The sequence below is a fragment of the Pseudomonas sp. Ors-4-3C genome (assembly GCF_055755035.1).
Window position 1 is genome coordinate 2,488,607 of record NZ_CM146900.1, and the last position, 14,138, is coordinate 2,502,744.

The 14,138-nt window shown below is 59.2% G+C and carries 12 protein-coding genes; 11 read left to right on the top strand and 1 reads right to left on the bottom strand.

Translation table 11 applies throughout. The features are described from left to right. Window positions 1-30 precede the first annotated feature (30 nt). The 11 genes from ACVHNU_RS10925 to ACVHNU_RS10975 all read left to right on the top strand — a co-directional run bounded on the left by ACVHNU_RS10925 (window position 31) and on the right by ACVHNU_RS10975 (window position 12,701). Window positions 31-900, top strand: coding sequence for a phosphatidylinositol-specific phospholipase C domain-containing protein (locus ACVHNU_RS10925; RefSeq protein ID WP_473019692.1), 870 nt, complete (start codon window positions 31-33; stop codon window positions 898-900). A 66-nt stretch (window positions 901-966) separates the two neighbouring features. After that, complete coding sequence (locus ACVHNU_RS10930; RefSeq protein WP_003225137.1) at window positions 967-1,872, top strand: AraC family transcriptional regulator; 906 nt, start codon at window positions 967-969, stop codon at window positions 1,870-1,872. A 341-nt stretch (window positions 1,873-2,213) separates the two neighbouring features. Continuing rightward, window positions 2,214-3,524, top strand: coding sequence for an ABC transporter substrate-binding protein (locus tag ACVHNU_RS10935; RefSeq protein WP_473019693.1), 1,311 nt, complete (start codon window positions 2,214-2,216; stop codon window positions 3,522-3,524). Window positions 3,525-3,679: 155 nt separating this feature from the next. Beyond that, entirely contained in the window at window positions 3,680-4,606 is a 927-nt protein-coding gene (locus tag ACVHNU_RS10940; RefSeq protein WP_003225141.1) for a carbohydrate ABC transporter permease, read from the top strand. An 8-nt stretch (window positions 4,607-4,614) separates the two neighbouring features. Further along, a complete protein-coding gene (locus ACVHNU_RS10945; protein WP_003225143.1) occupies window positions 4,615-5,445 on the top strand; it encodes a carbohydrate ABC transporter permease in 831 nt (276 codons plus the stop codon). A gap of 76 nt (window positions 5,446-5,521) precedes the next feature. After that, entirely contained in the window at window positions 5,522-6,625 is a 1,104-nt protein-coding gene (locus tag ACVHNU_RS10950; protein ID WP_473019694.1) for an ABC transporter ATP-binding protein, read from the top strand. A 17-nt stretch (window positions 6,626-6,642) separates the two neighbouring features. Next, on the top strand, window positions 6,643-8,115 hold the full coding sequence (locus ACVHNU_RS10955) for a mannitol dehydrogenase family protein (RefSeq protein WP_473019695.1): 1,473 nt from the start codon (window positions 6,643-6,645) through the stop codon (window positions 8,113-8,115). Between the two features lie 135 nt (window positions 8,116-8,250). Next, window positions 8,251-9,747: a xylulokinase gene (gene xylB / locus ACVHNU_RS10960; protein ID WP_473019696.1), complete on the top strand. Its 1,497-nt coding sequence runs from the start codon at window positions 8,251-8,253 to the stop codon at window positions 9,745-9,747. Window positions 9,748-9,760: 13 nt separating this feature from the next. Next, on the top strand, window positions 9,761-10,699 hold the full coding sequence (locus ACVHNU_RS10965) for a carbohydrate kinase family protein (RefSeq protein WP_473019697.1): 939 nt from the start codon (window positions 9,761-9,763) through the stop codon (window positions 10,697-10,699). 43 nt (window positions 10,700-10,742) lie between these two features. Continuing rightward, complete coding sequence (locus ACVHNU_RS10970; RefSeq protein WP_003225153.1) at window positions 10,743-11,363, top strand: transglycosylase SLT domain-containing protein; 621 nt, start codon at window positions 10,743-10,745, stop codon at window positions 11,361-11,363. Between the two features lie 147 nt (window positions 11,364-11,510). Then, complete coding sequence (locus ACVHNU_RS10975; protein ID WP_473019698.1) at window positions 11,511-12,701, top strand: hypothetical protein; 1,191 nt, start codon at window positions 11,511-11,513, stop codon at window positions 12,699-12,701. 112 nt (window positions 12,702-12,813) lie between these two features. Here ACVHNU_RS10975 and ACVHNU_RS10980 read toward each other — a convergent pair whose 3' ends face one another. Beyond that, complete coding sequence (locus tag ACVHNU_RS10980) at window positions 12,814-14,115, bottom strand: OprD family porin (protein WP_473019699.1); 1,302 nt, start codon at window positions 14,113-14,115, stop codon at window positions 12,814-12,816. Window positions 14,116-14,138 lie beyond the last annotated feature (23 nt).

Sequence of the window (14,138 nt, forward strand, 5' to 3'; positions counted from 1 at the left end):
CTCTCAACTTTGTCTGCAACGGAATGCACCATGAATAATTACCCGTATAAAAACTGGATGACGACTGCGTCCGCCATCGACGCCTTGACCCTCGGCGAAGTTCTCTGGCCTGGCGCACATAACGCCGGGCTGGATTACGACTTCTCGTATCCGGCCTATCTCCAACCCGCAAAAAACTGGTTCGTTTGCCAGGATGGCCCGTTCATTCAGCAACTGAGTGAAGGTGTGCGCGCCTTCGACTTGCGCCTGCATTCGGACGAACATTGGCTGGGCATCAAGAAGTTTCATACTTTTCACGGCCTGAAACTGTTCCGCGGGCGCTCCCTGAGTGAACTGATCAAGAGCCTGGAAGTGTTCCTCGATGAGCACCCGAGCGAATTCGTCGTCCTCGACATTCATGAACTCAAGGGGGTCGACAACAAGCCTTTTGATTATCAGGGTTTCCATCAAGTCATCATGAATCATCTGGCGCCGCGACTGATCCCCCGGAGCAACAGCCACTTGACGCTGGGGCAACTTAAACAAGCCGATTCACGGCAACGAGTGGTGTTGGCCAGTGAATGGCATCCCGACTTCAATTCGCCGCTGTACTGGCCGAATATCCGTCATGAATGGAGCGGCAGTGACATCACGTCTCCCGAGCAACTCAAGCAACACATCACGAAAACCCTGGCCAACCCGCCGCGATCCGGCACCTTGTGGTCATTGTCCGCAACCAGTTACGGCGAACTGGCCGGCGTCAAACGAATTACCAACGAACTCAATCAATGGTTTGGCCCGGACTCGGGATGGGCGCCCAAGTGCAGCATCATCAATGCCGACTTCATCGGTGGCACGCCACTGATCGAGTATTGCCAGCAGATCAACCACGCCAAAGGTCTCAGGAAGGCCCGGGGCTGAGACGCTGGCACTGGCCGGAGCGTGCGTGCATGATGGACGTCAACATGACAACAGAATGCATCGGACATGACCCGGGCCACCCGAATCACTGATCCCTCCTACGAGTTGATGGACGACCATAACGGCCTGTCCATCATTTACCGCCAGCACGGTTTTCCCTGTCCGCTGGTGCGCTGGCATTTCCACAAGGAATACGAACTGCACCTGATCGTCGCCAGCTCCGGCAAAGTGTTCATTGGCGACTACATCGGCAACTTCTACCCGCAAACACTGTTCCTCACCGGGCCCAATCTGCCGCACAACTGGATCAGCCAGGTGGCCGAAGACGAGGTGGTGGAAAAGCGCGACATGCTGGTGAACTTCACCGACGAGTTGTTCGAAGGCGGGCATCTGGTGTTTGCCGAACTCAAAACCCTGACCCCCCTGCTGGAACGCGCGCAGTACGGTATCGAGTTTCGAGACAAGGACACGATCCGCCAGGCCATGACCCTGATGCAGCAGATTGCCGATACACGCGGCATTACCCGTCTCGGGTACTTTTTCATCCTGATGGAGCTGCTGGCAGCCACTGACGACTATCAATTGCTGTCCGGTGCCACCAACACGCAACTGGCCGATGAGCACAATATCGACCGCACCAACCGCGCGGTGGATTACATCTTCAGCCACTACGCGCGCGAGCTGACCCTGGAAGAAGTCGCCGAGCATCTGGGGATGAAACCGACCTATTTCAGTCGTGTGTTCAAACAGGCCACCGGGCGCAACTTCATCGAATTCGTCAATCGCCTGCGCATCAGCAAATCCTGCGAATTGTTGGCCGATGGCGACAAACCGGTGACCGACGTGTGCTTCGAGTCGGGGTTCAACAACATTTCCAATTTCAATCGACGCTTCCAGCAACTCAAGGGCATGACGCCGTCACACTATCGACGCCTCGCCGTGCAGCGCCTGACTGAACAAAACCTCGGCTGATACCACCGCCCCCTGTAGGAGTAAGCCTGCTCGCGAAAGCGCTGTATCAGTCAACTGATCGGCAAACTGACACAGCGCTTTCGCGAGCAAGCCCGCTCCCAAAAAAAGCATCCGACGCGATGAAACCTGTACTGATTCAATAGCCCCTCCCCGCTGAAAACCCCTTCCCTGCATTTACTGCAATAAACCCCAGTGCAAAAAAGTATTGATTCGAGTGCGACGGATGATTTGTCAGCCCGTCGATTGAGGGCTGTAATCAGTGCACATTCTTCCTGCACAGGAAGACACAAAAACAATAACTGTCCTTCTGCCTCCCAACGGACGCAGAAAAGGAGTGCACGATGCAACTCACTGCAAAAGCTCTGCTTGCCCTCACCTGCATGACCCTCAGCAGCGTCAGCCTTGGCGCCCAGACCCTGACCATCGCCACCGTCAACAACAGCGACATGATCCGCATGCAAAAACTCTCGAAAACCTTCGAGAGCGAGCATCCGGAGATCAAGCTCAATTGGGTGGTACTGGAAGAAAACGTTCTGCGTCAGCGCCTGACCACCGACATCGCGACCCAGGGCGGTCAGTTCGATGTGTTGACCATTGGCATGTACGAAGCGGCACTTTGGGGGGCCAAGGGCTGGCTGGAACCGATGAAGGATCTGCCGGCCAGTTACGCCCTCGACGACGTGTTCCCGTCTGTGCGTGAAGGCCTGTCGGTCAAGGGTTCGCTGTACGCACTGCCGTTCTATGCCGAAAGCTCGATCACCTATTACCGCACCGACCTGTTCAAGGACGCCGGGCTGACCATGCCCGAGCGCCCGACCTGGGAACAGATCGCCGGCTTCGCCGAAAAACTCACCAACAAGGATAAAGAGCAGTACGGCATCTGCCTGCGCGGCAAGGCCGGCTGGGGCGAGAACATGGCGCTGATCACCACTGTCGCCAATGCTTATGGCGCGCGCTGGTTCGATGAAAAATGGCAGCCGGAATTCACCGGCCCGGAGTGGAAAAACGCGCTGAACTTCTACGTCGACACCATGAAGAAATCCGGCCCGCCGGGCGCCTCCAGTAACGGGTTCAACGAGAACCTGGCGCTGTTCAACAGCGGCAAGTGCGCAATCTGGGTGGACGCTTCCGTCGCTGGCTCGTTCGTCACCGACAAGACCCAGAGCAAGGTCGCCGATCACGTCGGCTTCACTTTCGCGCCGCATCAGGTTACCGATAAGGGCTCGGCATGGCTGTATTCGTGGGCGCTGGCAATTCCGACCAGCTCCAAAGCCAAGGATGCCGCCAAGGCGTTCAGTGCCTGGGCCACCTCCAAGGAGTACGGTGAACTGGTGGCCAAGACCGATGGCATCGCCAACGTGCCACCGGGCACCCGCGCTTCGACTTACAGCGACGCTTACATGAGCGCCGCACCGTTCGCCAAGGTCACGCTGGAGTCGCTGAAAGCGGCGGATCCGAGCAAACCGACGTTGAAACCGGTGCCCTATATCGGCATTCAACTGGTGACCATTCCTGAATTCCAGGGCGTGGGCACCCAGGTCGGCAAACTGTTCTCGGCGGCGCTGATCGGCCAGACCACGGTGGACCAGGCCCTGGCCGCCGCGCAGCAAACTACCGAACGCGAGATGAAGCGCGCCGGTTATCCCAAGTAACCGCTGAACGACTTGCTCCTGCCTCCTGTGGGAGCGGGCTTGCTCGCGAAAGCGGTGGGTCAGTGTCATGTGTATTGACTGACACGGCGCCTTCGCGAGCAAGCCCGCTCCCACAAGGGATCTCCATAGGTCTGTATGACTCGGTTGTGATCACCATGAATACTTCAACTGCCAAAGCCCACCTCGACCTGTCGCAACCCCAGCGCAAAGTCCGCGTACGCAATCCCGGCTGGTTTCTGGTCAGCCCGTCGGTGGCCCTGTTGCTGCTGTGGATGATCGTGCCGCTGGGCATGACCATTTACTTCTCGATGATTCGCTACAACCTGCTCGATCCGGGGGTGAACGAATTCGTCGGGCTGGAGAACTTCACCTACTTCCTGACCGACTCCGGTTTCCTGCCCGGCGCCACCAATACCCTGTTGCTGGTGGGCAGCGTGCTGTTGATCAGCGTGGTGTTCGGGGTGTTGATCAGCGCGTTGCTTGAGGCCAGCGAATTTCTCGGACGCGGCATCGTGCGGGTGATGCTGATTTCACCGTTCTTCATCATGCCCACCGTCGGTGCGCTGATCTGGAAGAACCTGATTTTCCATCCGGTGTCGGGAATCCTCGCCTACGTCTGGCGGCTGTTTGGCGCCGAACCGGTGGACTGGCTGGCGCACTATCCGCTGCTGTCGATCATCATCATTGTCTCGTGGCAATGGCTGCCGTTCGCGATCCTGATCCTGATGACCGCCATGCAGTCCCTCGACCAGGAACAGAAAGAAGCTGCACGCCTGGATGGCGCCGGTCCGGTGGCGATCTTCTGGCACCTGACCCTGCCACACCTGGCGCGGCCGATTGCGGTGGTGGTGATGATCGAAACGATCTTCCTGCTGTCGGTGTTTGCCGAGATTTTCACCACCACCAACGGCGGCCCCGGCTACGCCTCGACCAACCTCGCCTACCTGATCTACAACCAGGCGCTGGTGCAGTTCGACGTCGGCATGGCCTCGGCGGGCGGCTTGATTGCCGTGGTCATCGCCAACATCGCGGCGATCATTCTGGTGCGGATGATCGGCAAAAACCTGACTGACAAAGCCTGAGGCCTGCCATGACTCTTCAACAATCCCGCCGGCTGCAAAGCCTGCTGCTCGGCACCCTGGCCTGGGCCATCGCGATCGTGATTTTCTTCCCGATCTTCTGGATGGTGATGACCAGTTTCAAAACCGAAATCGACGCCTTCGCCACGCCGCCGCAGTTCATCTTCACGCCAACGCTGGAGAACTATCTGCACATCAACGAGCGCAGCGACTACTTCAGTTTCGCCTGGAACTCGGTGGTGATTTCCTTCAGTGCCACGGCGCTGTGCCTGCTGATCGCGGTGCCTGCCGCCTACTCGATGGCGTTCTATGAAACCCAGCGCACCAAGGGCACGTTGCTGTGGATGCTCTCGACCAAGATGCTGCCGCCGGTAGGCGTGCTGATGCCGATCTACCTGCTGGCCAAGAGTTTCGGCCTGCTCGATACACGCATCGCACTGATCGTGATCTACACCCTGATCAACCTGCCGATCGTGGTCTGGATGATTTACACCTACTTCAAGGACATCCCCAAGGACATCCTCGAGGCCGCGCGTCTGGACGGCGCCACCCTGTGGCAGGAAATGGTCCGCGTGCTGCTGCCGATTGCCAAGGGTGGGCTCGCTTCGACCGTGCTGCTGTCGCTGATTCTGTGCTGGAACGAGGCCTTCTGGTCGTTGAACCTGACCTCGTCGAAAGCCGCGCCACTGACCGCGCTGATCGCCTCGTATTCAAGCCCTGAAGGCTTGTTCTGGGCCAAGTTGTCGGCGGTCTCGACCCTGGCTTGTGCGCCGATCCTGATCTTCGGCTGGATCAGCCAGAAACAACTGGTGCGCGGTTTGTCGTTCGGCGCCGTGAAATGAAGTTCTCCAACCGTACCCGCTCCCACCAAAAACCTGCCCGGCGCAATTGAATTAACTTAAGCGGAGGCCCATCACCATGGCCAACCTGAAAATCAAGAATCTGCAAAAAGGCTTCGAAGGTTTCTCCATCATCAAGGGCATCGACCTTGAGGTGAACGACAAGGAATTCGTGGTCTTCGTCGGCCCGTCCGGCTGCGGTAAATCGACCCTGCTGCGGCTGATCGCCGGGCTGGAAGAAGTCAGTGGCGGCACCATCGAACTCGATGGCCGCGACATCACCGAAGTCAGCCCGGCCAAGCGCGATCTGGCGATGGTGTTCCAGACCTACGCGCTGTACCCGCACATGACCGTGAAGAAAAACATGTCGTTCGCCCTCGACCTGGCCGGCGTACCGAAAGCCGAAGTCGAGAAAAAGGTCGGTGAAGCGGCGCGCATTCTCGAACTCGGGCCGATGCTGGAGCGCAAGCCGAAACAGCTGTCCGGCGGCCAACGGCAACGGGTCGCCATCGGCCGGGCCATCGTGCGCAATCCGAAGATCTTCCTGTTCGACGAACCGCTGTCCAACCTCGACGCTGCGCTGCGCGTGCAGATGCGTCTGGAGCTGCTGCGTCTGCACAAAGACCTGCAAGCGACAATGATCTACGTGACCCACGATCAGGTCGAAGCGATGACCATGGCCGACAAGGTCGTGGTGCTCAATGGCGGCAAGATCGAGCAGGTCGGCTCGCCGCTGGACCTCTATCACAACCCGGCCAACCTGTTCGTCGCCGGTTTTCTCGGCACGCCGAAAATGGGTTTCCTCAAGGGCAAAATCGCCCGTGTCGACAGCCAGACCTGCGAAGTCTCGCTGGATGCCGGCACGCGCATCACCCTGCCGTTCAACACCGCCAACCTGAGCATCGGCAGCGCGGTGACCCTGGGCATTCGCCCGGAACATCTGGAACTGGCGCAACCGGGCGACTGCACCTTGCAAGTCACCGCCGACGTCAGTGAGCGTCTGGGCAGCGACACCTTCTGCCACGTCACCACCAGCGCCGGCGAAGCCCTGACCATGCGCGTGCGCGGTGACCTGGCGAGCCGCTACGGCGAGCAACTGAACCTGCACCTGGACGCCAGCCATTGCCACCTGTTCGACGCCAATGGCGTGGCGCTGACCCGCCCGCTGCGTGCGGCGGCCTGAATTTCGAGACTTGCCCGATGAAACTGAATAAACAAAACCTGCATCGCCTCGCTCCCGAGGTGCAACTGCCGGCCTACAGCCTCAGCGACACCCGACAGGGCATCGCACACATTGGCGTCGGCGGCTTTCACCGCGCGCATCAGGCGTACTACACCGATGCACTGATGAACACCGGTCAGGCACTGGACTGGGCGATCTGCGGCGTCGGCCTGCGCGCTGAAGACCGCCGCGCCCGTGACGACCTGAAGGAACAGGACTACCTGTTCACCCTATTCGAACTCGGTGACAGCGACGACACCGAGGTGCGGGTGATCGGCGCGATCCGCGACATGCTCCTCGCCGAAGACGGCGCGCAGGCGCTGATCGACAAACTCGCCGATCCGCAGATCCGCATCGTCTCGCTGACCATCACCGAGGGCGGCTACTGCATCGACGACAGCAACGGCGAGTTCATGGCGCATCTGCCACAGATTCAGCACGATCTAACGAATCCGCAAACGCCGAAAACCGTGTTCGGTTTCCTCTGCGCCGCGCTGGAAAAACGTCGTGGCGCGGGCACGCCGGCGTTTACTCTCATGTCCTGCGATAACCTGCCGCACAACGGCGCGGTCACCCGCAAAGCCCTGCTCGCCTTCGCCACCCTGCGTGACCAGGGGCTGCGCGACTGGATCGAGCAGAACGTCAGTTTTCCCAACGCCATGGTTGATCGCATCACGCCGATGACCAGCACCGCGCATCGCCTGCAACTGGCCGACAAACACGCGGTGGACGATGCCTGGCCAGTGGTCTGCGAGCCGTTTGTGCAATGGGTGCTGGAAGACAAATTCGTCAACGGTCGCCCGGCCTGGGAACAGGTCGGCGTGCAGTTCACCGATGACGTTTCGCCCTACGAAGAAATGAAGATCAAACTGCTCAACGGCAGCCACTTGGCGCTGACGTATCTGGGTTTTCTGAAGGGCTACCGCTTCGTTCACGAAACCATGAACGACCCGCTGTTCGTGCGCTACATGCGTGCGTACATGGACCTCGACGTCACCCCACAACTGGCGCCGGTACCGGGCATCGATCTGACCGACTACAAAAATACGCTGGTCGCGCGCTTCTCTAATCAGGCGATTGCCGATCAGCTGGAACGGGTGTGTTCAGACGGCTCGTCGAAGTTTCCCAAGTTCACCATTCCGACGATCAACCGCTTGATTGCCGATGGTCAGGAAACCAGGCGTGCGGCGCTGGTGGTGGCGGCTTGGGCGCTGTATCTGAAGGGAGTCGACGAGAACGGCGATACCTATGCGATTCCTGATCCGCGGGCGGAATTTTGTCAGGGGCTGGTGGCGGATGATGCGCTGATTACCCAGCGGCTGCTGGCGGTCGAGGAGATCTTCGGCACGACGATTCCGCGTTCGGCGGCGTTTGTCGCGGCGTTCGAGTGGTGCTGCAACAGCTTGCGTGAGGTGGGTGTGACGCGCACTTTGGAGCGGGTTTTGGCCTGAATTCAGCGGTGAAACCACCGACGCCTTCGCGAGCAGGCTCGCTCCCACAGGGGAACGCGTTTCAAAATGTGGGAGCGGGCTTGCTCGCGAATGGCAGCCTCACCTTGGCAGATCTGAAACCCTGAGGACCTCACTGTGACCACCCGACAACTCTTCCTCGGCATCGACTGCGGCACCCAGGGCACCAAGGCGATCATCCTTGATGCCACCAGCGGTCAGGTGCTCGGCGAAGGCGCCGCTACCCATACGATGATCAGCAGCGCCCACGGCCGGCGCGAGCAGGACACTCAACAGTGGCTGGACGCCTTCGCCCTCGCCACCCGCCGCGCCTTGCTCGCCGCCAATATCGACGGTCAGGCGATTCTCGGCATCGGCGTCTCCGGTCAGCAACACGGCTTGGTGCTGCTCGACGATCAGGGCCAGGTGCTGCGTCCGGCCAAGCTGTGGTGCGACACCGAAACCACTGATGAAAACGACCGTTTGCTCAAACACCTCGGCGGCGAAAAAGGCTCACTGGAACGCCTCGGCGTGGTCATCGCGCCGGGCTACACCGTGTCGAAACTGCTCTGGACCAAAGAACAACACCCGGAGGTGTTCTCGCGTATCGCGCGCATTCTGCTGCCCCACGATTATCTGAATTACTGGCTCACCGGCCGCGCGTGCAGCGAATACGGCGACGCCTCCGGCACCGGCTATTTCAATGTGCGCAGCCGCCAGTGGGACTTGCAACTGCTGCGCGACATTGACGCCACCGGTCGCCTGCAAGCAGCGCTGCCGGAGCTGATCGACGCGCATCAGGCGGTCGGTACGCTGCTGCCTTCGATTGCCGAACAGCTCGGCCTCAACCCGAATGCACAGGTCTCCAGCGGTGGTGGCGACAACATGATGGGCGCCATCGGCACCGGCAACATTCAGCCGGGTGCGATCACCATGAGCCTCGGCTCCTCCGGCACGGTGTACGCCTATGCCGCAGCGCCGAAGGTCAGCGCGGATGCCTCGGTCGCCACGTTCTGTTCGTCCAGCGGTGGCTGGCTGCCGCTGATCTGCACCATGAACCTGACCAACGCCACCGGCGCAATCCGCGAACTGTTCGACCTCGACCTGGAGCAATTCAATCAACTCGTGGCCCAGGCGCCGATCGGTGCCGAAGGCGTGAGCATGCTGCCGTTCCTCAACGGCGAACGCGTCCCCGCCCTGCCCCATGCCACCGGCAGCCTGCACGGCTTGACCCTGAACAACCTGACCCAGGCCAACCTGTGTCGCGCCGTGGTCGAGGGCACCACCTTCGGTTTGCGTTATGGACTGGATCTGTTGCGCCACAATGGTTTACAAAGCCGCAGCATTTGCCTGATCGGCGGCGGCTCCAAAAGCGCGGTGTGGCGGCAGATCGTCGCCGACATCATGAACACCCCGGTGATCTGCACCGAACACAGCGAAGCTGCAGCCCTTGGCGCGGCGATTCAGGCGGCGTGGTGCAAATCATGGTCGAACGGCCACGAGGACACTTTGGCCGATCTGTGCCAGCGCTGCGTAAAACTCGATCTGCACAGTGAAACCCTGCCGATTGCCGCGAATGTCGCGGCGTTCCAGCAGGCCTATGAACGCTATCAACAGCATGTCGCAACCCTATAAAGAGCAAACAATTATGTATTTGGTGTGTGGCGAAGCTCTGTTCGATTTCTTCAGCGAAGACGAAGCCAGCGGTCTGGCCTCGAAGGTGAATTTCAAGGCGATTGCCGGCGGCTCGCCGTTCAACGTCGCGGTCGGCTTGCGCCGTTTGGGCGTGGATTCGGCGCTGTTTGCCGGGCTGTCTACCGACTATCTCGGCCGGCGTTTGCAGCAGGTGCTGCAGGATGAAGGCGTGCGTGCGGACTACCTGATCGACTTCGCCGCGCCAACCACGCTGGCGATGGTTGCGGTCGGCGCCAACGGTTCGCCGCATTACAGCTTTCGCGGCGAGGGCTGCGCCGATCGCCAGTTGAGCCTCGCCCATCTGCCGCAGTTGAGCGCCGAAGTACGCGGCCTGCACATCGGCTCGTTCTCGCTGGTGGTGCAGCCGATCGCCGACACCTTGCTGACGCTGGTGCAGCGTGAAAGCGGCAAGCGGTTGATCACCCTCGACCCCAACGTGCGCCTCAACCCGGAGCCGAACATCGACCTGTGGCGCGAGCGCGTGGCGACCCTGGTGCAACTGGCCGACATGATCAAGGTCAGCGACGAAGACCTGAGCCTGCTGTACCCGGAACAGGATCCGCAGCGCGTCATCGAAGGCTGGCTGCAGCATCGCTGCCAGTTGGTGTTCCTGACCCGTGGCGGCGAAGGCGCAACGGTATTCAGTCGCGCTCACGGCTCATGGTCGGTACCAGCGGTTTCAGTGAAAATCGCCGATACCGTCGGCGCCGGCGATACCTTTCAAGCGGCGCTGATCACCTGGTTGACTGAACAGGGGCTGGACTCGGTCGAAGGGGTTCAAGCACTCAGCCGCGAGCAGATCGACACGATGCTCAGGTTTGCCGTACAGGCGGCCGCCCTTACGTGCAGCAAAACCGGTCCGGATTTGCCCTATCGTCAGCAGTTGAGGTGAGCGCGTAAACTGTCGCCCTTTTTGCGCGCATGGGGATGACGGTTTGATTTCGGGGCGGACGGCGGGACTTTTGATACTGGCGGGATTACTCAGCGGCTGCGGCACCTCGCCGCCGCGTTCGCCGGAAGACATCTGCGCAATCTTCCGCGAAAAAAGCGACTGGTACGACGCCGCGCAAGTCACGCAAAAGCGCTGGGGCGTACCGATCCAGGTGCCCTTCGCGATCATGTATCAGGAGTCCGGCTATCGCTACGACGCCAAGACGCCGCGCAAATACCTGCTGTGGGTGATCCCGTGGGGCCGGGTCACCACCGCGTCGGGCTACGCCCAAGCCAAGGATGAAGTCTGGTCCGACTACCAGAAAAGCACCGGCAGACATGGCGCCGATCGCGAAGACTTCGACGACGCCATCGACTTCGTCGGCTGGTACATGGACAAGACCACTTCGATCAATGGCGTGTACAAGTACGACGCCTATAACCAGTACCTGAACTACCACGAAGGCTGGGGCGGTTTCCGCAACAAGACCTACGCCAGCAAGGCCTGGCTGATGCCGACTGCACGCAAGGTGCAAGCGCGTTCCGACGTGTATGCGCGGCAGTATGCCGGATGCAAGGACGATCTGAATCGCGGCTTCTGGAGCCGGTTCTGGCATTGGTTGTAGTGGTGCTCGTTCTCGGCCATTCGCTTCTTTACACTTAAAAAACACCGTTGCCTAGTTGTCAACTCTGACAGCTAGGCAACGGTGTTTTTTGTCTGTCTACTTCAATTGGAAGGCTGCCGACCAGCCCATCCAATGGAAGGAACTCTCATGAAACTTATTGTGAAACCGCTTCTCATCGCCATCCCGCTGCTTTCGATGTCGACTCTTTTGGCCAATGCACAGGCCGGAGAACCTCAAACAGTGGGTCCTACTGAAGGACGATGTACAGCAACGGGCGTAGTAGAAGACTCCAGGGTTTTAGGCTATTGCGTAGTCGACGGTGTCAAAAAAGCCTGGTACAGAAGCACGAGTCCGGCCGAGCTGATCAACCTCAAACCCTTGCAACCCAATCAATCGTGCGAGAGTGGTTTTCTGGCCCTGAACATAATCACGGGAAACTGTGACCAATCGCAGGGCGCTGTACCGGTATTCTGGCCCGTTGCCTCCGCCAAGAGCGAACCGCAACCTTTCAAACCTTTGCCCACCGATACGGGAAGCGTAGCGCTCGCAGCAACACTTTTTGGCAATGTAGCGGGACAAAGCCTCACTCCTTCCGGAAGCACAGCGGTGATCTGGCGCTTTGAAAAAAGGGGTGACCCCGTACAGGTCTCTGGTCGCAACGATAACTGCCGGGTAGCAGCCATTGCTGATTCAGTTTTTGATAGTTCTACTCCCGTAGCACTCAATTGCCCGGACGGATCTGGAATTACAACCGCCACCATCGCGACTTACAACGGTTCCAACTACACCATGAAAGCGTTGAAACTGCCTGCAAATGCCAGTTATTGCGAGGTTATTGGCATCAATGGTAACAATCAGGTTGCGGGTACTTGTCACTACACCGGCAGCACAAAGGCTACTTTCTGGCCGCAGTTCGATGCTGAGCCAAAGACACTGGTATTTACGGACAATCTGCCAACCGAAGCGGCCTTTTTCAATAGCAACGGCTCCGTCATTGCCAACGCAATCACTCCTGACAAGAGGTTGCCGGTCTACTGGCCTGCGTCAGCAGTCAACGGACAGCAGATACCATTACCGCCGAAATTCGATTTCTGTTTGGCCAACGCCATCGCCCAAAGTGTCGATACGTTACTCATGACCTGCGCTGCCAATGACATTACTTTACCGGTGACTGCTTTCACCTGGAATCCAAGTAGTGGCTTAAGCAGCATTCAGCCCGCACCGGGCGCTGGCTCTTATCGCGGAACAGCCATTACAAATTCGGCTCAGGATGCGGTTGGCCACTTCAAAGCGACACCTCAGGCAAACTTCCAGGCTTTCATAAGCAAACTTCCGTGACACCCTCCCTCAAGGAGCTGACGAGTGCAGCGAGGCTACGATCTTTTGATTTTTTTTTACAACCAAGATCAAAAGATCGCAGCCTGCGGCAGCTCCTACACAGGGGTGAGGCTTAGAGGACGGAGAAGTTGTAACTCACAATCAGCCGGGTCTCATCCACATCCCGCGCAAACTTTTCATAGTTGGTGCGGTACGTCGCATTGCGCAGACGCAGGCTCACATCCTTGAACGTGCCCGTCTGGATCACGTACTTCAGCTCGCTGTCGCGTTCCCACTCTTTGCCTTCCTGATCGCTGCCCGGGACTTTGATGTGGTCACCGTTCACATAGCGGGTCAGGAAGCTCAGGCCGTTGATGCCGATGGCCTTGAAGTCATAGTCATAACGCAGCTGCCAGGAACGCTCCTGCGCCGCGGCGAAATCGTTGACCTGCACGTAGTTGACCAGATACGGGTTGCTGCCATCGAGGTACGGCATCGAGTTGTCGCCGTTCATGCGCTGCCAGCCGGCACTGAAGGTGTGGCCGCTGATGCCATAGGAAAGCATGCCGCTCAAGGCGCGGTTGTCGATCGAACCGGCACGCTCAGCACCGCTGTCGGCACTCTTGATCACGCGCAGATCAGCCTTCAGCACACCGTCGCCCAACGGCTGATTGCCGAGCAAACCAATGAAGTGCTGACGGTAGATGTCTTCCAGTTCCGCGTAGTGATACTGCGCGGTCAGGCGATCGTTGATCTTGTAGTCGATGCCATACATGTCGAAATGATCGGCGGTGGTGTTGCAGGCGTAGCGCTTGTTCTTGCAGTGCACGCGGATGTCTTGCGAGTCGGTGGAATCACGTGCGGTGTACTTGTCCAGACGCGCGGCCATGACGGTCAGATCCTTGACCTCTTTGGAGGTCAGCATGGCGCCGTTAAACATGGTCGGCAGCAAGCGACCGTCGTTGTACTTGAGCAGCGGCAGATCCGGCAGCAACGCGCCGTACTTCAACACCGTGTCCGAGACCTTGACCTTGGCGGTCAGGCCCATTTTCGCGTACTGGCCCTTCGAGCCGCGCGGGTTGTCGCCGCTGGACGGCAGCAAGCCGCTGTTGCTGCGATCAGGGCTGGAATCGAGCTGGAAGCCGAGCATGCCCAGCGCATCGATACCGAAGCCCACAGTGCCCTCGGTGTAACCCGATTGCAGATTGAGAATAAAGCCTTGAGCCGACTCTTCACGCTTGGAAGCGCCCTGCTCGTTGGAGGTGTGCCCATCACGGAAATCGCGGTTGAAATACACCGTGCGCGATTCGATTTTCGCCGTGGTGTCTTCGAGAAAACCGCTGGCCTGAGCCTGCGCGGTAAAACCGGCGCACAGCACAACGGCGCCGAAGCCAAACGAGTGGCGCGGGGTGATGAGGGGAAATGGGGGGCGCATGAAAAACTCCAACAGTACAGCGT